17 protein-coding genes are annotated in these 19,628 nt (G+C 70.0%); 12 read left to right on the top strand and 5 right to left on the bottom strand.

Annotated features, from left to right (window positions below; all coding sequences use genetic code 11):
- Positions 1 to 6: 6 nt before the first annotated feature.
- From AB5G72_RS08585 to AB5G72_RS08565, 5 genes are all read left to right on the top strand, one after another.
- Complete coding sequence (locus AB5G72_RS08585; RefSeq protein ID WP_440221422.1) at positions 7 to 801, top strand: thioesterase family protein; 795 nt, start codon at positions 7 to 9, stop codon at positions 799 to 801.
- Positions 802 to 1,233: 432 nt separating this feature from the next.
- Positions 1,234 to 2,865 (top strand): ABC-F family ATP-binding cassette domain-containing protein, encoded by a 1,632-nt coding sequence (locus AB5G72_RS08580; protein ID WP_119191698.1) that lies wholly within the window; start codon positions 1,234 to 1,236, stop codon positions 2,863 to 2,865.
- 152 nt (positions 2,866 to 3,017) lie between these two features.
- Positions 3,018 to 3,458, top strand: coding sequence for a universal stress protein (locus AB5G72_RS08575; protein WP_120283267.1), 441 nt, complete (start codon positions 3,018 to 3,020; stop codon positions 3,456 to 3,458).
- 113 nt (positions 3,459 to 3,571) lie between these two features.
- Positions 3,572 to 3,919, top strand: coding sequence for a hypothetical protein (locus tag AB5G72_RS08570; RefSeq protein WP_120283265.1), 348 nt, complete (start codon positions 3,572 to 3,574; stop codon positions 3,917 to 3,919).
- A gap of 111 nt (positions 3,920 to 4,030) precedes the next feature.
- On the top strand, positions 4,031 to 4,660 hold the full coding sequence (locus tag AB5G72_RS08565; RefSeq protein WP_070722527.1) for an HNH endonuclease: 630 nt from the start codon (positions 4,031 to 4,033) through the stop codon (positions 4,658 to 4,660).
- Between the two features lie 15 nt (positions 4,661 to 4,675).
- Here the strand turns inward: AB5G72_RS08565 and AB5G72_RS08560 are convergent, their stop codons facing one another.
- The 5 genes from AB5G72_RS08560 to AB5G72_RS08540 all read right to left on the bottom strand — a co-directional run bounded on the left by AB5G72_RS08560 (position 4,676) and on the right by AB5G72_RS08540 (position 12,260).
- Positions 4,676 to 6,262, bottom strand: coding sequence for a pyridoxal phosphate-dependent decarboxylase family protein (locus AB5G72_RS08560; RefSeq protein WP_440221421.1), 1,587 nt, complete (start codon positions 6,260 to 6,262; stop codon positions 4,676 to 4,678).
- The gene (locus tag AB5G72_RS08555) at positions 6,259 to 7,641 is read right to left on the bottom strand and encodes an MFS transporter (RefSeq protein WP_440221420.1); all 1,383 of its coding nucleotides are present in this window, start codon (positions 7,639 to 7,641) and stop codon (positions 6,259 to 6,261) included. The genes AB5G72_RS08560 and AB5G72_RS08555 overlap by 4 nt, the downstream gene beginning before the upstream one ends.
- Positions 7,642 to 7,794: 153 nt before the next feature.
- Positions 7,795 to 8,637 carry an aldo/keto reductase gene (locus AB5G72_RS08550; RefSeq protein WP_440221419.1) on the bottom strand — a complete coding sequence of 281 codons (843 nt, stop codon included), beginning with the start codon at positions 8,635 to 8,637 and terminating at the stop codon, positions 7,795 to 7,797.
- A gap of 147 nt (positions 8,638 to 8,784) precedes the next feature.
- Positions 8,785 to 9,354, bottom strand: a complete 570-nt coding sequence (locus AB5G72_RS08545; RefSeq protein ID WP_069390485.1) for a TetR/AcrR family transcriptional regulator — start codon at positions 9,352 to 9,354, stop codon at positions 8,785 to 8,787.
- A gap of 92 nt (positions 9,355 to 9,446) precedes the next feature.
- A complete protein-coding gene (locus AB5G72_RS08540; protein ID WP_440221418.1) occupies positions 9,447 to 12,260 on the bottom strand; it encodes an aconitate hydratase in 2,814 nt (937 codons plus the stop codon).
- Positions 12,261 to 12,514: 254 nt separating this feature from the next.
- On the opposite strand from AB5G72_RS08540, the gene AB5G72_RS08535 reads away from it, so the two are divergent.
- The 7 genes from AB5G72_RS08535 (at position 12,515) to inhA (ending at position 19,627) form a co-directional block, all read left to right on the top strand.
- Entirely contained in the window at positions 12,515 to 13,045 is a 531-nt protein-coding gene (locus AB5G72_RS08535) for an Rv1476 family membrane protein (RefSeq protein WP_082923806.1), read from the top strand.
- A gap of 374 nt (positions 13,046 to 13,419) precedes the next feature.
- The gene (locus tag AB5G72_RS08530; protein WP_440221417.1) at positions 13,420 to 14,877 is read left to right on the top strand and encodes an NlpC/P60 family protein; all 1,458 of its coding nucleotides are present in this window, start codon (positions 13,420 to 13,422) and stop codon (positions 14,875 to 14,877) included.
- Positions 14,878 to 15,014: 137 nt separating this feature from the next.
- Entirely contained in the window at positions 15,015 to 16,028 is a 1,014-nt protein-coding gene (locus tag AB5G72_RS08525) for an AAA family ATPase (protein ID WP_067714538.1), read from the top strand.
- Positions 16,025 to 17,008 carry a DUF58 domain-containing protein gene (locus AB5G72_RS08520; protein WP_253003604.1) on the top strand — a complete coding sequence of 328 codons (984 nt, stop codon included), beginning with the start codon at positions 16,025 to 16,027 and terminating at the stop codon, positions 17,006 to 17,008. Before AB5G72_RS08525 ends, AB5G72_RS08520 begins: the two co-directional genes overlap by 4 nt.
- Positions 17,005 to 17,985 (top strand): VWA domain-containing protein, encoded by a 981-nt coding sequence (locus tag AB5G72_RS08515; protein WP_067714366.1) that lies wholly within the window; start codon positions 17,005 to 17,007, stop codon positions 17,983 to 17,985. The genes AB5G72_RS08520 and AB5G72_RS08515 overlap by 4 nt, the downstream gene beginning before the upstream one ends.
- A gap of 66 nt (positions 17,986 to 18,051) precedes the next feature.
- Complete coding sequence (gene fabG1, locus AB5G72_RS08510; RefSeq protein ID WP_154827434.1) at positions 18,052 to 18,783, top strand: 3-oxoacyl-ACP reductase FabG1; 732 nt, start codon at positions 18,052 to 18,054, stop codon at positions 18,781 to 18,783.
- Between the two features lies 1 nt (position 18,784).
- On the top strand, positions 18,785 to 19,627 hold the full coding sequence (gene inhA, locus AB5G72_RS08505; RefSeq protein WP_253003603.1) for an NADH-dependent enoyl-ACP reductase InhA: 843 nt from the start codon (positions 18,785 to 18,787) through the stop codon (positions 19,625 to 19,627).
- Position 19,628: the final 1 nt, after the last annotated feature.

Genomic DNA, 19,628 nt, shown 5'->3' with positions numbered 1-19,628 from the left:
GGACCCATGTCCGACGCGTTCTACCAGCAGGTCGACGAGGCCCGCTTCGAGTCCACGGCACTCACCGCCGGGCCGTGGTCCGCCGAGGCCCAGCACGCCGGCCCGCCGAGCGCGCTGCTGGTGCGGGCCATGGAACGGGCCGGCTCCGACTCCGACTCCGCCCCGGACATGAGACTGGCGAGGGTGTCCGTCGACGTCCTGGGCCCCGTGCCGGTGGCGCCCCTGGACATCGAGGTGAGCACGATCCGACCCGGGCGCAGCGTGGAGCTGCTCGAGGCGACCGCGTCCGTGGGCGGCCGGTCGACGTTGGTCGCGCGCGGCTGGCTGATGCGGCGCACTCCCGAGGACTATCCCGTGGTGGGCGATCATGCGGCGCCGCCAGTGCCCGAGAGGCGCGAGCGCGATCCCATGATGAGTTTCGCCCACGCCGGCGGGTACCTCTCCGTGGTCGACTTCTCCTACGAATCCGGCGGCGGGGACGAACTGGGTCCGGCCCGGGCGTGGGGGCGGTCGCGGGTCGACTTGGTCGCCGGGGAGCGGATGACCGGGTGGCAGCACACCGTGGTGGTGGCCGACTCCGCGAGCGGTGTCTCCCTGGCCACCGACCCGGTCGACCACCCGACGATCAACTGCGACCTGGTGGTCTCCCTGCACCGCGAGCCCGCTCCCGGCTGGGTGCGCCTGGATTCGGAGACGATCGGCGGGCCCGGCCACGGGGTGCTCACCGACACCCTGCTCTCGGACGACCACGGTCCGATCGGCCGCAGCGTGCAGAACCTGTACGGGCGCAGCGGGGGTTGAAGGCGGGCCGGGCGGGGTGGCCAGGCTTTTGCAGCCGCCCCTCACGATGGCGTCTCGCCTGCCCCGATGCGCAGGCGAGACGCCATCGGGAGGGGCGAGGAGGGCTGTCGTGGACATCTGCAGAAGCGAGACGCCAGGGCCAGGAGCGGCTGTACACAGCGGACGGGCCGCGGCCAGCAGGACGCGACGCCGCCAAGGCGCCGACCTCATCCGACGTACGCCAGTCAGGCCGCCCACAGGTCGCAGCGACCGACGCGCGGCAAGAGAATCCGCCGGATAGCGAACTCGGCGCACGCTCTCTGGTCGCGGAGACCCACGTCACCGGACTCGTCGGCGCACTCGCGCCGCAGGTAGAGTGGCAGGTCGGCCCGGACTCGTCAGCGGGCGGGCCGCCGACTCTTCCCCGAACGCTACAGCGAGGTACCCGCGCACGTGATCACCATCGACGACCTTGAGGTGCGCGCCGGCGTGCGCACCCTGCTCCACATGGACGGGTCCTCGCTGCGGGTCCAGCCCGGCGACCGGATCGGCCTGGTGGGACGGAACGGCGCGGGTAAGACGACGACGATGAGGATCCTCGCCGGCGAAGGTGAACCCTACGCCGGGAAGGTCGTCCGGACCGGTGACCTGGGATATCTGCCGCAGGACCCGCGTGAGGGCAACATGGACCAGCTCGCGCGCAGCCGGGTCCTCTCCGCCCGCGGGCTGGACGTGATCATGGCCGACATGACCGCCGCCCAGGAGCAGATGGTCTCCGCACCGGACGACAAGGCCATGGACAAGGCCGTGCGTAAGTACGGGCGCCTCGAGGACGAGTTCTCCGCCCGCGGCGGTTACGAGGCCGAGAGCGAGGCCGCACGCATCTGCAACAGCCTGGGGCTGGAGGACCGGATCCTCACCCAGAATCTGGGCACCCTGTCCGGCGGTCAGCGCCGCCGCGTGGAGCTGGCGCGGATCCTGTTCGCCGCCTCCGACGGTGCCGGCAAGTCGCAGACCATGCTGCTGCTCGACGAGCCCACCAACCACCTCGACGCCGACTCCATCACCTGGCTGCGCCAGTTCCTCGAGAAGCACGAGGGTGGGCTGATCATCATCTCCCACGATGTCGAGCTGCTCGAGGCCGTGGTGAACAAGGTGTGGTTCCTCGACGCCGTGCGCGGGGAGATCGACGCCTACAACATGGGGTGGAAGAAGTATCTCGACGCCCGCGCCACGGACGAGGCCCGGCGCCGACGTGAGAAGGCGAATGCGGAGAAGAAGGCCTCGCAGCTCAAGATGCAGGCCGCCAAGCTGGGCGCCAAGGCCACCAAGGCGGCCGCCGCCAAGCAGATGATCCGGCGTGCTGACGCCATGATCGACAATCTCGACGAGGTCCGCGTCGCCGACAAGGCTGCGCGGATCAAGTTTCCCACTCCCGCGGCCTGTGGCAAGACGCCGCTGTTCGCCAAGGGCCTGACCAAGATGTACGGCTCGCTCGAGGTGTTCGCCGGCGTGGACCTGGCGATCGACAAGGGCAGCCGCGTGGTGGTGCTGGGCTACAACGGTGCCGGCAAGACGACGCTGCTCAAGCTGCTCGCCGGTGTGGAACGCACCGACGGCGAGGGCGGCGTCGTCTCCGGGCACGGGCTCAAGATCGGCTACTTCGCCCAGGAGCACGACACCCTGGACATGGACGCCAGCGTGTGGGAGAACATCCGCCACGCCGCGCCGGACGCGGGGGAGCAGGAGCTGCGCAGCCTGCTGGGGGCGTTCATGTTCACCGGCCCCCAACTCGAGCAGCCGACAGGCACGCTCTCCGGCGGTGAGCGCACGCGTCTGGCGCTGGCCGGGCTGGTGTCGTCGGCGGCCAACGTACTGCTGCTGGACGAGCCCACGAACAACCTGGACCCGATCTCGCGCGAGCAGGTCCTCGACGCTCTACGGACGTATGAGGGTGCGGTCGTGCTGGTCACGCACGACCCCGGCGCCGTCGAGGCGTTGGAGCCGGAGCGGGTCATCATCCTGCCGGACGGTACGGAGGATCTGTGGAGCCAGGAGTACATGGAGATCGTCGAACTCGCGTAACCGAGCGCAGCGAGGGCACGCGGACGTTCGCGCATGCGACCGTCGAACTCGCGTAACCTCACGGGACTTCTCAGGCAGGTCTACGGTGGAGGGTGTCGTCGGTGCACGACAGTCCGGGGCACCGTCGGCATCTCGCCGGAGGAGGACAGCTCATGGACACCAGGCCAGTAGTCGTCGGAGTCGACGGTGGGCCGGATTCGCTACGGGCCCTGAAGTGGGCAGCCGAGTACGCGGCCGCGCTCGACGCGCCGCTGATCGCTCTGACCGCGTATCAATTGCCAGCGGTCTACGGCCCGTATGCGATGGCCGGGTGGGAGGACTCCTCCGAGTTGGAGAGCAGCGCGCGCGAGATGCTCGCGGACGCGGTGCGCAACGCCCTGGGGGACGACGTCTCGTACAAGCCGGCCGTCCTGCAGGGCCACGCGGCCGAAGCGTTGATCGCTGCCTCCGGGGACGCTCGGCTCGTGGTGGTCGGTAGCCGCGGACGAGGCGGGTTCACCGGGATGCTGCTCGGCTCGGTCAGTCAGCACGTCGTGGCGCACGCGCGCTGCCCCGTGGTCGTCCTGCCGCACTCGAGCCACCAGACCGACTAGCGGCGCCACCCGCCGGGGGGCGTCACACGCAGCATCGAGGCCGGCCGAGTCGAGCGTCACACAGGAGACCCTTACCTGCAATGATGTCGCGCTGACCTGAGACAATTCGCCCCATGGACACTGTCATCCAGATCATCCTCATCCTGCACTTCATCGGTCTCGCCGGGATCATCGGTGGCTGGCTCGCCACCATCAAGGCGCCTTACATGGCGAAGGGCATCCTGCACGGCGCGATCCTCCAGGTGGTGACCGGACTGCTGCTCGTGGGCCTGAGCGAGATGCAGGACGCTGACCTCAACCACATGAAGATCGGTATCAAGCTGCTGGTCGCCGTCGTGATCCTCGTCGTCGCGATCATCGGCGTACGCAAGGAGGCCAAGGCCCAGGGCAGCACCGCGACCCTGACCCACGTCGCCGGTGTCCTGGGCATCGTCAACGTCGCGGTCGCGGTCCTCGTCTGAGGCATCGCCCCGTATGCGGACCGCGCCCCCCGATCTCGAGTCGGGGGGCGCTTGTCGTATGGGCCGCTCACACTGGGATTAAGACCGCAACCCGGAGTGGAGGGCGAGTAGATGGATGACGCGACCCGCGATGTCCCTGGTGCACGAGTGGCCGCGCCGGAGCTCGAGGACAAGGCGGATGTGCTGGCGGATGTCGCCGATGCGATCGAGACCGTTGGGCTTGACGAAGGCAGTCGGATACTCGGCCTCCGCTACCCGTTCGTGCCCGTGGAGAAGACGTCCCGGAGTTACACGGAACGGAGGTCATTGCGTCTCTTCTACCGCGACGGGTTCGTCGACCGCTACAGCGGGACGCGTCTGGTCAACCCCGGGGCGCTACGGCTGCTCTCCGTACTGCTTCCGGAGGACTTCCCCGCGGATCCGAACTGGGCGATGTCGCGATCGCACTTCGCGTTCTGGGAGCTGTTCCCGACCATCGACCACCTGCAGCCGGTGTCCCGTGGGGGAGAGGACACCGAGGCGAACTGGGTGACGACATCTATGCTGCGCAACTCCGCCAAAGCGCACTGGACGCTCACCGAACTGGGATGGGGACTCCATCCCCCGGGCGATCACGCCCAGTGGGACGGGTTGACCGACTGGTTCGTGCGGTACCTCCGGGCGAATCCCGCTCCTATCGCGGTGCCGTACATCGGTCGGTGGTTCCGGGCGTCTGCCGAGATTCAGGCGAAGTTCGCCTGAATCACTCCATCACCGTCACTCCATCACCGCCGCGAGGTAGGCGCGGACCAGGCGGCCGCCCACGCCGGCGGGCAGCCGTTCTATCGCCGCGAGCAGCGGCGCCATTCCGCCACCGCCTCCCTCGGTCCCGGCCTTGTCCGCGTCGAGGACACCACCCACGAGCGCATGCACCTCATCTTCTGGCAGGGCGAGCAGGTCGGCGGGGGAGAGGGTCCCTGTCTCCAGCGCGTCGAGCACGTCGGCGAACCCCGTTGGAGGAACTGGATCAAGCTGCCCGCGGACCTCGTCTGCGGCCTCAAACGCCACGCGGAGGATCTCCTCGACGAGCCGTTCGGTCACCGGGGTGATGGTGAGGTGGGACGACGACGACAAGGTCCCCCGCTCCTGGCGGTAGGCGGGCTGCGCCTGGACGGCGATGCCCCTCCGGGCGCAGGCATCCGCCCAGAGGTGCGGGTGAACGCGCCGGCCGTCTCCGGCGGACTCGTCGGCGACGACCGCCAGCAGTGGGCCGGGATCGCGGTCGAGGACTCGTAGCCCCTCGATGCCGGACAACCCGTCGACCAACCGATCGGTCGCCCGGGCGGTCCGGGCGACCAGTTCACGCTGCCCGCCGTCGCCGAGCGCCTCGAGCACCGTCCACGCCGCCGCGGCGGGTTCGAGCGGTTTGGATCCGGCGAGCGTCGGGTTGACCACCGGGTAGCCGGGCCAGTCGACGGTGGCGAACCATGCCGCCCGGTGGCGTTCGCGGCCCCGGCTGAGCAGCACCGACGTGCCCTTGGGTGCGAAACCGTACTTGTGTACGTCCGCCGAGATGCTGGTGACCCGCGCGACACGGAGGTCCCATAGCGGCATCGGGTTCGGCTCGGTGGCGTCCGGACCGGTCGCGTCCGGACCGGGCCAGAACGGCAGCACTAGGCCGCCGAGACAGGCGTCGACGTGCAACCCGATGCGCGGATCGTGCACGGCCTCGAGCCCGGCGGCGACCTCGGCCACGGGGTCGATCACGCCGTTCGGGTAGGCGGGCGCCGAACACACCACCAGCACCGTGTCCCCATCGACCGCCGCGAGGAGCTCCTCGGCGGTCACCCGCCCCGTCCCGGGATCGACCTCGACGCCGACGAGCCTCAGGCCCAGCAGGTGCGCGGCCTTGCGGAACGCCGCGTGCACCGTCACCGGCGCGACGATCGTTCCACCGTCGCCCGGCTGTCGACCGGAGACCTCGCGGGCGGCGAGGCAGGCGAGCATGCAGCTCTCGGTGCCACCGGACGTGACGTTCCCGTAGATGTCGCCACCGAGCCCGTCGCCGCCCTCGCCACCCGCGCCCGCGGACCGTCCACGGAGAATGTCGCGCACACGGTCGACTATGCCGCCGTGGATCCGGGCGACCGAGGAGTACACCGTGGGGTCGAGGCCGTTGACGCCATGGGCGAGACGAGCCGCACGGGTCGCCAGTTCGTCGAGTTCGGCGAGCCCGGAATCGTAGACGTACGACAGGACCCGGCCCCCGGTGGTCGGCGGGTCCTGCGCCCGCATCGCGGCGAGGCGGGCCAGCGCGTGTTCCCCGCGATCGGTGATCTCCAGGGCGAGGGGATCGGGGGTCATGTTCGCTCCGTCCATCGGGGATAGGACCGGCCGAGAGTCCGGATCAGCAGCAGGCTCGCGCCGGCGAGGAGCGCGGGAACCAGGGAGAACGCGAGGACGATGGCCCACTGCGCCGTCCCGGGCTGATCGGACACCCCGCCGGAGCGGAAACCACCGAATGCCAACAGGGCGAGCACGACGACCGGGCCCAGGGCCATCGCGCCGGTCTCCGAGGCGGTCCACAGGCCGCTCATCGCGCCACTTCGTCGTCGTCCCCCCAACGAGCGATCCAGGTCGGTGCAGTCGGGCAGCATCGACATCGGTAGAGCCTGCATGCCCGCGTACGCGACACCCGCCATCGCCACCGGGAGGTGCACCCACGCGCCGGGGGAGAAGCCGGCCGGGATGAGCAGCAGGGTCGCCACCGTGAACAGCGCCGTGGCCGCGGCCAGCGCCGGCACCTTCCCGCGGGCGTGCGCGAGACGGGTCCACAGCGGCATCACGAGTAGCGCAGGGCCCACCAGTGCGAGGAAGAGCCCGGTCAGAGCGGTCTCGTCACCCAGCACGTAGGTCGCCACGTACTGGCCGCCCGCGAGCATCACGGCCGTCGCGACAGCCTGCAGACAGAACACCGCGACGAGCAGCCGGAACGGCCGCGTGACCCGCAGCGCGTCGAGTCCGTCGCGATACTCGTGCGCGAGCCCACCGGCCGGCGCGTCGGCCCGCATGATCGTGCTGCGGCCCGCCACGAACGTCGACCACAGCATGCCCATGAGCATCAGCGCGGCGACCCCGACGGCCATCACCACGTATCCGGTGGGCCCGCCTCCGGCGGCATCGCGCAGCGCCGGGCCCCCGCCCCCGGTGAGCAGGATCGCCGCGGCGAGAACGGCCACCCGCCACGCCAGCAGCGTCACGCGGGCGGCGGCGCCATCGGTGAGTTCGGCCGGCAGTGCCAGATACGGCACCTGGAAGCACGAGTACGCGATGGACGCCAGGAGGAAGAAGCCCATCACCCACACCCCGGCCGCGCCAGTGCTCCAGCCGGTCGGTGCCGAGAAGGTCGCCACGAACAGCAGCGGCAGGGCCAGCGCCCCGAACAGCATCAGGCCCGTGCGATAGCCGCTGCGGTGGGACGCCCTGTCCGAGATCGCGCCGATGAGCGGGTAGGCCAAGACGTCGATGACCTTGGGCACCAGCACGAGCACCGTCGCGACGGCGGCCGCCACCCCGATCGAGTCGGTGAGGTAGTACGCCAGCACCAACCCGGGCAGGGTGCCGAACGCACCCGTGCCGAGGCTGCCCGCCGCGTACGAGGCGAGGACCGGGGCCGTGGTGGACCGGTCGGTCGCTGTCCGGCCCGTGGCGGGCTCCCCGCCCGTGGCCGCGGTGGTGGTCATGGACCGACTCTAGGGCGCTTGCGGCCCGTCGCGCCGTCGAAAAGAGCGTTCCGCACACCTGCCTCTCGGCAAACGTGTGCGGAACTGTCTTGTCGACGGGGTATGGCGGTGGGGTCGGGAGCCGGGGTCTGGCGGTGGGGTCTGGCGGTGGGGTCAGCCGCGCCAGTCGAAGGTGTCCGGGTCCGGGCCCGAACGGGTGCCGCTGTGCAGCGCGGTGATGGAAGCCATCTGCTCGTCCGACAGCTCGAAGTCGAACACCTCGAGGTTCTCGCGCATGCGGGCCGGGCTCGAGGACTTGGGGAAGACGATGTCGCCCCGCTGCAGCACCCACCGGAGCACGACCTGGGACACCGTGCGCCCGACCTGCTCGGCGAGCGCCTGCAACTGGGGGTCACCGAAGACCGCGCCCTGGGCCAGCGGGCTCCATGCCTCCACAGCGATGCCCCGTTCGACGCACGCCGCGCGCAGGTCGTCGTTGACGAAGTACGGGTTGGACTCGATCTGGTCGACCGTCGGGGTGCTCAGGCCGGCCTCCGCCAGTCGCGCGAGGTTCGCCGCGGTGAAGTTGGAGACGCCGATCGAGTCGACGGCCAGGTCGGAGCGGATCTCCTCCATCGTCTCCCACACGGTGGCGACGTCGTTGTGCATCGCCAGTGGCCAGTGCACGAGGTAGAGGTCGATGCGCCCGCCCAGGGCCTCGAGCGAGCGCTCGGTGGCCTCACGGGCGGCGGTGCGCTCGTGGAAGGTGTTGTTGAGTTTGGTGGTGATCCAGAACTCGTCGCGCGGGATGCCGGACGCCGCGACGGCCCGGCCCACGCCCTCCTCGTTGCCGTACATCTGAGCGGTGTCGAGGTGGCGGTAACCGGCCTCGATCGCGTCGGTGACGACCTTCTCGGTGTCGGCGGGCGGGACCTGGAAGGTGCCGAATCCGACCTGGGGGATCGAGCGGCCGTCGTTCAGGGTGAGCTGGGGGATCTGCGTGTCAGGTGTGGACATGCGACCAACGTACGCGCCGTTCCCGTGGCCCCGCCGAGAAGAGGATCTCGTGCACGCTCACTCGACCGATACGCGCGTTTTCCTCTTCTCGGCGGGAACCTGCGGAGGCGGCGGAGGCGGCAGGCCCGGCGGGAGACCGGCTCCGGGTCACCCCTGCCCGGTCCGCAGGGACGCCTCGACGAGGTCGAGCATCTCGCTGACGTGCTCGGTGCCGCGACCCGTCGCCAGGTGAGTGATGAGGCCATCGAGCACGATGTCGAGGTACACACGCAGCACGTCCGCGGGGATGTCGGTGCGCATCCTTCCGGACGCCTTCTGTTCGCGGAGGCGGGCCACGACCGCCGCGTCGACCTCCGCCTGTCGGTCCGTCCACCGTTCCCGGAAGTCCGGGTCGGTGCGGATCCGCCGGGCGATCTCCAGACGCGTCCCGAGCCAGGAGAACTCCTGGGGGTCGGCGAGGATCTCCCGCATCACCTGGACCAGACCCTGCGCGGCCACGGTGGCGGCCATCGCCGCCGCGTCGTCGTGCGCGAGTGCGAGGAAGAGCGCGTCCTTGTCGTCGAAGTGGTGGAAGATGGCACCCCGGCTCAGTCCGGTGGCCTCTTCCAGACGACGCACCGTGGCGCCCTCGAACCCGTACTCGGCGAAGCACTCACGTGCGCCTGACAGGATCTGGTGTCGCCGGGCGTCCATGTGGTCCTGACTGACCCTGGGCATCTCGCAACCTTCCTTCGGAAACACCGCGGCGGTGCGCAGCCACCTTGCCTGAGCAGGGGAAACCGCGCACCGCCGTTGATGTGGGAGGCCGATCAGCCCTTGATCATGTTCCGCAGGACGTACTGCAGGATGCCGCCGTTGCGGTAGTAGTCCGCCTCACCGGGGGTGTCGATGCGCACCTTGGCGTCGAACTCGACGACCTGGCCGTCCTCCTTGGTGGCGGTGACCTTGACCGTCTTGGGCGTGGTGCCGTTGTTCAGCTCCTCGATGCCGGAGATGTCGAAGGTCTCCGTGCCGTCGAGCCCGAGCGTCTCGTGGGACTCGCCCTCGGGGAACTGCAGCGGGATGACGCCCATGCCGATGAGGTTGGAGCGGTGGATGCGCTCGAACGACTCGGTGATCACGGCGCGGACGCCGAGCAGGCGCGTGCCCTTGGCGGCCCAGTCACGCGAGGAGCCGGTCCCGTACTCCTTGCCGCCGAGCACGACGAGCGGGGTGTTCTGCTCGGCGTAGTTCTGCGCGGCGTCGTAGATGAACGCCTGCGGCGCACCCTCCTGGGTGAAGTCACGGGTGTAACCGCCCGTCACGCCGTCCAGCAGCTGGTTCTGCAGCCGGATGTTGGCGAACGTGCCACGGATCATGACCTCGTGGTTGCCGCGGCGGGAGCCGAAGGAGTTGTAGTCCTTGCGCTCCACACCGTTGGCGTCGAGGTACTGCGCCGCCGGGGTACCGGGCTTGATGGTCGACGCCGGCGAGATGTGGTCGGTGGTGACCGAGTCGCCGAGCTTGGCCAGGACGCGGGCGCCCTTGATGTCGGTGACGGGCTCCGGCTCCATCTCCATGCCCTCGAAGTACGGGGCCTTGCGGACGTAGGTCGACTTCTGGTCCCACTCGAAGGTCTTGCCGTCCGGGGTGCTGAGTCCGCGCCAGCGCTCGTCACCGGCGAACACGTCGGCGTACTTGGACTTGTACTCGTTGGACGAGATGGAGGCCTTGATGGTCTCCTCGATCTCCTCGGAGGTGGGCCAGATGTCCTTGAGGAAGACGTCGTTGCCCTCCTTGTCCTTGCCCAGCGAGTCGTTCTCGAAGTCGAAGTCCATCGAGCCTGCGATCGCGTAGGCGATGACCAGCGGCGGGGACGCCAGGTAGTTCATCTTGACGTCCTGGTTGATCCGACCCTCGAAGTTCCGGTTGCCGGACAGGACGGCGGTCGCGGTGAGGTCGTTCTCCTGGATCGCGGCGGAGATCTCCTCCGGCAGCGGACCGGAGTTGCCGATGCAGGTGGTGCAGCCGTAGCCGACGAGGTGGAAGCCGAGGGCCTCCAGGTCGGGCCAGAGACCGGCACGCTCGTAGTACTCGGTGACGACCTGCGAGCCCGGGGCCATGGAGGTCTTGACCCACGGCTTGGCCGTGAGGCCCTTCTCGTGCGCCTTGCGGGCGACGAGCCCGGCGCCGATCATCACCGACGGGTTGGAGGTGTTGGTGCACGAGGTGATCGACGCGATGGACACGATGCCGTGGTCCAGCACCATCTCCGTGTCGCCGACCTTGACCTCGACCGGCTTCGACGGGCGGCCCTCGGAACGCGTGGACGCGTCGGCGCGGACCGCGCCTTCCTCGGCATGGGCGAGGGTCACCTTGCCGGCGTTGTCCGACGGGGCACCGCCCTCGGACTGCATCCGGCCCTTCTCGGTGTCACCGAGCGGCTTGGCCTCGCCGTCCACGTAGTTGTGGATGTCCTTGCGGAACGCGCTCTTGGAATCGGAGAGCTCGATGCGGTCCTGGGGACGCTTCGGGCCGGCGATCGACGGGACGACGTCCCCGAGGTCCAGCTCCAGGTACTCGGAGAAGACGGGCTCCTCGGAGTCCGGGTGGAGCCACATGCCCTGCTCCTTGGCGTAGGCCTCGACGAGGGCGAGCTGCTCCTCGTCGCGGCCGGTCAGGCGCAGGTAATCGATGGTCTCGCCGTCGATCGGGAACATGGCGCAGGTGGAGCCGAACTCCGGGCTCATGTTGCCGATAGTGGCGCGGTTGGCCAGCGGCACGGCCGCGACACCGGCGCCGTAGAACTCGACGAACTTGCCGACGACGCCGTGCTTGCGCAGCATCTCGGTGATCGTGAGGACCACGTCGGTGGCGGTCACGCCCGGCTTGATCGACCCGGTGAGCTTGAAGCCCACGACGCGGGGGATGAGCATGGAGATCGGCTGGCCGAGCATGGCGGCCTCGGCCTCGATGCCGCCGACACCCCAGCCGAGGACGCCGAGGCCGTTCTCCATGGTGGTGTGGGAGTCGGTGCCCACGCAGGTGTCGGGGTAGGCGACGCCGTCGCGGACCATCACCGTGCGGGCCAGGTACTCGATGTTGACCTGGTGGACGATGCCGGTGCCCGGGGGGACGACCTTGAAGTCGTCGAACGCGCCCTGGCCCCAGCGGAGGAACTGGTAGCGCTCCTCGTTGCGCTGGTACTCGATCTCGACGTTCTTGTCGAACGAGCTGTGGTCACCGAACGACTCGATGATGACGGAGTGGTCGATGACCATCTCGGCGGGGGCGAGGGGGTTGACCTTGTCCGGGTCGCCGCCGAGCTTCTCGACGGCCTCGCGCATCGTGGCGAGGTCGACGATGCAGGGCACGCCGGTGAAGTCCTGCATGATCACGCGGGCGGGCGTGAACTGGATCTCGGTGTCCGGGTCGGCGTTGGGATCCCAGTTCGCCAGGGCGTCGATGTGCGCCTTGGTGACGTTCTTGCCGTCCTCGGTGCGCAGGAGGTTCTCGGTGAGGACCTTGAGCGAGTAAGGGAGCTTCTCGGCCCCCGGAACCGCCGACAGGCGGTAGATGTCGTAGGTCTCGTCGCCGACCTCAAGGGTCCCCTTGGCGCCGAAACTATCAATGCTTGCTGTCACGTCAGCTCCACTCGTGGTGCGAATGTCGGTTCGTCATCCCTCCCGGTGTCACCGCGTCTGTCTCGGGCGGCGGCGCCGGGGCGGACACAGCATCCATTGTGGACCCTGTGATCCGTCTTCGGCCGCCAATTTACCAGTACGCCCGTCCTGTATAGCCCCCGGCACGCCCGAACGTGGGCACGCGACTGCGGTTATCGCCGACGAGCGGCGCGTGGGTTCGTGGGCGACGACGGAGAGATGGCACCATGTCGCACGTGGACACTCCCTCCGATCCCGTGACGGTGCTCGCGTATGCGGCCGAGCCGATCATGTCGTTACGGGAGGACGAGGTCCCGCCCTGGCTGGACTACCAGGCCGTGGTCGCCGACCTCGCCGACGACGGGGTCTCCGCACCTGCACCGTTCGTCGAGGGCCTCCGGACCGTGGTGGACGAGGCCGGTGATCGAGGTCTGGACCTGAAAGTGGTCTACACCGAGGCGCCGGCGACCGTCTACACGGACGCACGTGACCTCGCGGCGTTCCTGGGCGAGGAGTACGACGGCACGATCCTCGTGCGCACCCCGGTGTTCATCGGGAGCTCCAGCGACTCGATCCCGCGCCACCAACTCGAGGCCGGACAGGACGACGCCTGGGAGGAGTTCGACCCGGTGGCCTCCGCCGCGGTCTTCGCTCACAAGGTCACCGCCCCCGCTCCGCCATGGGGCGCCCTGACCGCGGCCGCGATCGTGGTCACCGTGCTCGCGCTCGTCGCCTTCGCGATCGTCCTGCGACGTCGCTCACGCTGAGAAGACGCCGAAACGTCGCTTTTCCGACAGCGGTGTCCAATTCGCGACACGCCGCCCGTCCTGCTGTTATGCAAGTTACAGCAGTGTATTTTGCCGACCGATGTTTCACATGTGTTCCCTGTGACCTACGGTGCTAAAGGAACACTAGGTTCTACCGAGTCGTGTTGAGGCTCCAGTGGCGCAGGGGAAGGCATCACCGGCCGCCGACACCGCCTCGGTCTCGCGTCCCGCCGTGCGGGTCGCGCGGTCAGCCGCACCCCGGTGCGGTCAGCGGAAGGTGAAACGTGGAGCCTGACCATTCGTCGAACCGTGCCCGAGGGGCGCGCACACGCAGGTATCCCGGAAGGGCACCCGGGCGGGCGGCACTGGCCGCGGTGCTGGTCCTGGGAACAGCCGCCGGTGCGGTGCAGGCGCCGGTGGCCGGAGCCCAGCAGGTCACCGCGGTCGCGCCCGGCGACATCTCCGGCCTTATCCGTGCCGTCGCCGATGCCAGCGCCCGACTGGACCAGACCCGCGAGGAGATCGCGGTCAGCCGGGAGGGCGTCAACAAGAGCCTGGTCGACCTCCAGATGGCCCGGATCGAACTCGACCGGGCCATCGCCGAGGCAGACCGTACCTCCGCCGAACGCGAGCAGGCGGAGTCCGGCGTCGAGTCCGCGCGCGGCACCCTCGACGACTATTCACGGCTGTTGCACCGGCAGGGAACCGCACCGGGCGCGGCGTCGGCGATCCTCGATCCCGGCGGGCCGGCGGATGCCGGGCTGCGCCAGGAGTATCTCCAGCGAGCCGCGGCCGACCAGCGCACCGTGGTGGGGGAGATGGTGGCGGCCGCCGATGAGGCCGCCCGGCGCGAGTCCGAGGCAGTGGCCGCCCGCGACTCCGCCGAGCGGCGTTACTCGGACGCCGCCGAGCGTCGGGCCTCCGCCGAGGCGGAGGTCTCCAGGGTCGCGGGCGACGTCACCGCTCTGGAGGACCGGGTCGTCGCGCTGACCCGTGAACTGGACGAGCACCGCGCCGCCCTCGCGGAGTCGGGTGCCACCCCGGCGGGGCCACGGGTCGACGCCGCGGACGCGGTCGACGCAGAGGCGATGCGCGCGGAGGCCCTCAGTGTCCTCGCGGGCCAGCCGGAGGCCGGGGAGCAGGCGGCCGACATCGCCTCCGCGCTCCCGTCGCATCTCGACCTGGGCGCGGTCCGGCAGTTCGCCGGGGGCTCCTCGGACGAGGCGACCCGAGCCATCGGGGGGACCATCGACGCCGGCAGCGTGGGCGCGGCCGGCGACGCCGGCATCAACGGTGACACCGAGGCGATCGTGCAGCAGGTCGCCGACGCGATCAGTCGGGCCGACTTCGGCTCGATCGCCCAGGGGCCGGCGGCGCCCGGGCCGGGCGCCGGCCAGGGCGGGAATGCCGGGACCCCCTCGAACAGTGCTCGCGTGGAGACCGTCGTCAACCGCGCCCTCTCCCAGCTCGGGATGCCGTACGCGTGGGGAGGCGGCGATGCCAACGGGCCCACCCGTGGCATCCGCGACGGCGGGGTCGCCGACTGGCACGGTGACTACAACAAGATCGGCTTCGACTGTTCGGGGTTGATGATCTACGCGTTCGCCGGGATCGGCAAGGCGCTCCCGCACTACACCGGCTACCAGTACACCGCCGGGCCGCAGTTCCCGGTGGCCACGCGACAGCGGGGCGACATGCTGTTCTGGCCCGGCCACGTGGCCCTGTACCTCGGCGACGGCCGCATGGTCGAGGCACCCCAGTCCGGTGACGTCGTGAAGATCTCGCCGGTGCGGATGGCCGGGATCTCGCCGATGGTGGTCCGGTTGGTCTGACCGCGGCACCGGTACTGTCGTCCCCAACCCGTTCGGACGGCCCCGGCAGGGCGCCCGGAACACCCGACCACGCGAAGGAGCCCTCCGCGGTGAGCGATCCCCATCCCGAACAGTCGAGCCGTCCCGGCGAGCCCCCCGTGAGTGCGTCGACGGCCGCGGAGGACGCACGTCTCCTGGAGCGAGCGGTCTACGAGGTCAAGAAGGTCGTGGTGGGCCAGGACCGACTGATCGAGATGATCCTCGTCGGCCTCCTCTCGCGGGGTCACATCCTGCTCGAGGGCGTCCCGGGCGTGGCCAAGACCCTCACCGTGGAGACCTTCGCCACCGTGGTGGGAGGGAGTTTCCGGCGGCTCCAGTTCACCCCGGACCTCGTCCCCGCAGACATCGTCGGCACCCGCATCTACCGGCAGGGCCGCGAGGAGTTCGATGTCGAGCTCGGCCCCATCCTGGCGAACTTCGTGCTCGCGGACGAGATCAACCGTGCACCCGCCAAGGTCCAGTCCGCGCTGCTCGAGGTCATGGCCGAGGGGCACGTCTCGATCGGCGGGCAGACCTTCCCCATGCCCAGCCCATTCCTCGTCATGGCCACGCAGAACCCCATCGAGAGCGAGGGTGTCTACCAGCTGCCGGAGGCACAACGGGACCGCTTCCTGTTCAAGCTCGTCATGGACTACCCCACCCCGGAGGAAGAACGCGAGATCGTCTACCGGATGGGCTCGACCCCGCCGGAACCCACGCGGGTCCTCGGCGTCGACGCCCTCATCCGGTTGCAGAAGGCCGTCCGCGAGGTGTTCGTCCATCACGCGTTGGTCGACTACGTCGTCCGCGTCACGGTGGCCACCCGCGAACCCGCACGGCACGGGCTGGAGGACGTGGCGCGGTGGCTCTCCTACGGCGCCTCTCCCCGTGCGACGCTCGGGGCCGTCACCGCAGCCCGTGCGCTCGCCCTGGTGCGGGGACGCGACTACGTGGTGCCGCAGGACGTGATCGACGTCCTGCCGGCCGTCCTCCGGCACCGTCTCGTGCTGACCTATGACGCGCTGGCCGACGAGGTCACCGCCGACACCGTGGTGCGACGCGTGCTCGAAGCCGTACCGCTCCCACAGATCAGCGCGGTTCCCGCCCAGGCCGGCCCGCCGCCGTCACGGTGACCGCCGCGGACGAGGGCAGACGCGACGACCCCGTCGACGCGTCGTCCCGTGCGGCCCTGGCCCAGCTGGAACTGCTCGTCACGCGCCGTCTCGACGGGGTACTCAACGGCGACCACCGCGGACTGCTGCCCGGGCCGGGCACCGAGCCCGGGGAGGCGCGGGCCTACGAACCCGGGGACGACGTCCGAACGATGGACTGGTCCGTCACCGCCAGGACCACCGTCCCGCACATCCGTCAGACCATCGCCGACCGCGAGCTCGAGACGTGGCTGGTCGTCGACCTCTCGCCGAGTCTCGACGTGGAGGGCCGGCACGGAGCCAAGCGGCGACTGGTCGAGGCCGCCGTCGCCACCGTCGGCTTCCTCTCGGCGGGCGGTGGTAGCCGGGTCGGCATGGTCCTCACCGGGGACGGACGCCCACGCGTCCTGCGGGCGACCGGCGGACGGGACCACGTCCGACGCCTACTGGAGGAGGTGGCGCGGTCGGCACCACGCGTCACGCCGGGGGGCTCGCTCGACGACTGCCTCCACGCCGTCCGGAACGCCGCTCGCCGGCACGGCCTGGTGGTGGTGATCTCCGACTTCCTGTCCGAGGTGGACTGGGAACGGTCGCTGCGCGTCCTGGGCACCCGCCACGAGTTCCTCGCCGTCCACGTGGCGGACCCACTCGACATCGCACTCCCGGCCGTGGGCGCCGCCCTGCTGCAGGATCCCGCCACCGGGGAGGTCCTCGAACTCGACGTCGACGACGCGCTCGCCGCCGACTACCGCCGAACCGCCGGTGAGCACCGCGACCGAGTCCACTCCGCGCTCCGGCGGTGCGGCGCACCCGTCCTCGCCCTGCGGACCGACCGTGACTGGATCCGCGACGTCATCGACTTCGTCGGTGTGCGCCGCCAGGGCGGCCTGCCGACCGGCGACAATCTCGTCCGCGACCTCCCCGACGACCGGCCCGGGACGCAGGAGGTGGCGACGCGATGAGCCTGTCCGAGTTCCAGCATCCGCTCTGGCTGATCCTGCTGGTCGTTCCACTGGCGCTCGCCGTGGGATACGTCATCGCGCTGCGGTCCAAGAAGCGCCGGACCGTGCGGTTCGGCAACTTCGGGGTCCTCCGGACCGTCGATCGCCGAGGACGCCGCTGGTTCACGCACGTCCCGGCCGTGCTCCTGGTGCTGTCACTGCTCACCCTTGTGGTGGCCCTCGCCGGCCCACAGCGCGAACAGAAGGTTCCACGGAACCGGGCGACCGTCATGCTCGTCGTCGACGTGTCCCTGTCCATGGAGGCCACCGACGTCTCCCCGTCGCGACTCGAGGCCGCACAGCAGGCCGCCACGACCTTCGCGAACAACCTCACCCAGGGCGTCAACCTGGGCCTGGTCTCCTACGCGGGCACCGCCTCGATGCTCGTCGCCCCCACCACGGACCGGGGACCGGTGGTCCGCGCGGTCGAGCGACTCAGGCTCGACGAGCGCACCGCCACCGGGGAGGCCATCTACACCGCCACCCAGGCGATCACCACGTTCACCGAAAGCCTGGGCGGACCCGACCAGGCACCCCCGGCGAGGATCGTCCTGCTCTCCGACGGCAAGGAGACCGTCCCCGCCGACCCCACCGAGGAGCGGGGCGCGTTCACCGCCGCCGAACGGGCCTCGGAAGCCGGCATACCCGTCTCCACCATCTCGTTCGGCACCCTGTACGGCACCGTCGACATCCAGGGCAGGCCCCAGCCCGTGCCCGTCGACGACGCGTCGCTGCGACAGATCGCCGACATCTCGGGGGGCGACTTCTTCACCGCCTCCAGTCTGGAGGAGCTCGACTCCGTTTACCGCACCCTCGAGGAACAGATCGGCTACGAGTGGAAGAAGGCCGACGCCTCCCGCCCCTGGCTCGTCATCGGCACCCTGCTGGCCATGCTCGCGGCGGCCGGGTCACTGACCGCGCACCGGCGGATCCCGTGACACCGACCGGGACACGAGTGCGGACCAGCGCCGGACCGCCCGCCCCGGCTCGCTAGGGTGGGGGACATGGTTTCCGAGAGCACGCCCGGCACCACCCCCCGAACGGTCCTCGTGACCGGAGGTAACCGCGGGATCGGGCGGGCGGTGGCCGAGCGGCTCCATGCCGACGGCCACCGCGTCGCCGTCACCCACCGCGGGTCCGGGGCCCCCGAAGGGCTTTTCGGAGTGCAGTGCGATGTGACCGACCCCGACTCGGTCGACGCCGCCTTCACCGCCGTCGAGGCCGAGTACGGCCCCGTGGAAGTGGTGGTCTCCAACGCGGGGACCACCGAGGACACCCTGCTCATGCGGATGAAGGACGAGCAGTTCACCAGCGTGGTGGACGCCAACCTCTCGGGCGCGTTCCGGGTGGCCAAGCGTGCCTCCCGAGGGATGCTGCGGGCCCGGTTCGGTCGCCTGATCTTCATCGGTTCGGTGGTCGGGCAGTCGGGCACCGCGGGGCAGGTGAACTACGCCTCGTCGAAGGCCGGGCTGGTCGGCATGGCACGCTCGCTCACCCGCGAACTCGGGTCCCGCAGCATCACCGCGAACGTCGTGGCGCCGGGTTTCATCGACACCGACATGACCGCCGGTCTCGATGACAAGACGCAGGAGCAGGCGATCGCGGCGATCCCGCTCGGACGCAAGGGGTCGGCCGGAGACGTGGCCGGGATCGTGAGTTTTCTCGCCGGTGACGACGCCGGCTACATCTCCGGGGCCGTGATCCCGGTCGACGGCGGAATGGGAATGGGGCACTGACATGAGCCAGACCGACACTGGCGAGAAGGTGGAGTCCGGCTCCGGGCTGCTCTCCGGTAAGACGATCCTCGTCACGGGCGTCATCACCGATGCCTCCATCGCGTTCCACATCGCCAAGCACTGCCAACTGCACGGTGCGCAGGTCATCCTCACCGCCTTCGGCCGCCCGTCGTTGGTCAAAGCCATCGCCAAACGCCTGCCCGAGCGTCCGCCTGTGATCGAGTTGGACGTCCAGAGTGAGGACGATCTGGCCGCGCTGGCCGACCGGGTGCGGGAGCACGCCGACTCGCTGGACGGCGTCGTGCACTCGATCGGGTTCGCGCCGCCCAGCTGTCTCGGGGATCCCTTCCTCGACGCGCCCTGGAAGGACGTGGCCGTGGCACTCGAGGTCTCCGCCTACTCGTACGCGTCGCTGGCGAAGGCCGTGCATCCCCTGCTGAACCGCGGTGCGTCGATCATCGGCCTGGACTTCGACCCCCGGTTCTCCATGCCGTTCTACAACTGGATGTCGGTCGCCAAGAACGCCCTCGAGGCGGTCAACCGCTATGTCGCCCGCGACCTGGGTCCAGAGGGGATCCGCTCGAACCTCATCGCCGCCGGGCCCGTCAAGACGCTCGCGGCGAAGGCGATCGCGGGGGAGGCACTCGGACCCGGTGGCGAGCTGGACCAGATGCAGGACGAGTGGGACCGGCGGGCCCCGTTGGGATGGGACGTCGACGACCCCACCGCGGTGGCCACGACGGCCGTCGCCCTGCTCTCGGACCTCATGACCGCCACGACCGGCACGGTGATCTACGCGGACGGCGGCGCGGGGACGGTCTCGTTCAGCGGACAGGAGAAGTGAC

This window comes from Dietzia sp. MNB45 (assembly GCF_051994785.1).
In the GTDB taxonomy this organism is placed as follows: Bacteria; Actinomycetota; Actinomycetes; order Mycobacteriales; family Mycobacteriaceae; genus Dietzia; species Dietzia kunjamensis.
The sequence above is the reverse complement of the archived record's forward strand: the minus strand, read 5'-3'. Positions and strand labels throughout refer to the sequence as shown.

Coding starts and splice junctions, on each gene's coding strand:
- AB5G72_RS08585 (WP_440221422.1), top strand. CDS start 7: ATGTCCGACGCGTTCTACCAGCAGGTCGACGAGGCCCGCTTCGAGTCC.
- AB5G72_RS08575 (WP_120283267.1), top strand. CDS start 3,018: ATGGACACCAGGCCAGTAGTCGTCGGAGTCGACGGTGGGCCGGATTCG.
- AB5G72_RS08565 (WP_070722527.1), top strand. CDS start 4,031: ATGGATGACGCGACCCGCGATGTCCCTGGTGCACGAGTGGCCGCGCCG.
- AB5G72_RS08545 (WP_069390485.1), bottom strand. CDS start 9,354: ATGCCCAGGGTCAGTCAGGACCACATGGACGCCCGGCGACACCAGATC.
- AB5G72_RS08550 (WP_440221419.1), bottom strand. CDS start 8,637: ATGTCCACACCTGACACGCAGATCCCCCAGCTCACCCTGAACGACGGC.
- AB5G72_RS08570 (WP_120283265.1), top strand. CDS start 3,572: ATGGACACTGTCATCCAGATCATCCTCATCCTGCACTTCATCGGTCTC.
- AB5G72_RS08560 (WP_440221421.1), bottom strand. CDS start 6,262: ATGACCCCCGATCCCCTCGCCCTGGAGATCACCGATCGCGGGGAACAC.
- fabG1 (WP_154827434.1), top strand. CDS start 18,052: ATGGTTTCCGAGAGCACGCCCGGCACCACCCCCCGAACGGTCCTCGTG.
- inhA (WP_253003603.1), top strand. CDS start 18,785: ATGAGCCAGACCGACACTGGCGAGAAGGTGGAGTCCGGCTCCGGGCTG.
- AB5G72_RS08515 (WP_067714366.1), top strand. CDS start 17,005: ATGAGCCTGTCCGAGTTCCAGCATCCGCTCTGGCTGATCCTGCTGGTC.
- AB5G72_RS08555 (WP_440221420.1), bottom strand. CDS start 7,641: ATGACCACCACCGCGGCCACGGGCGGGGAGCCCGCCACGGGCCGGACA.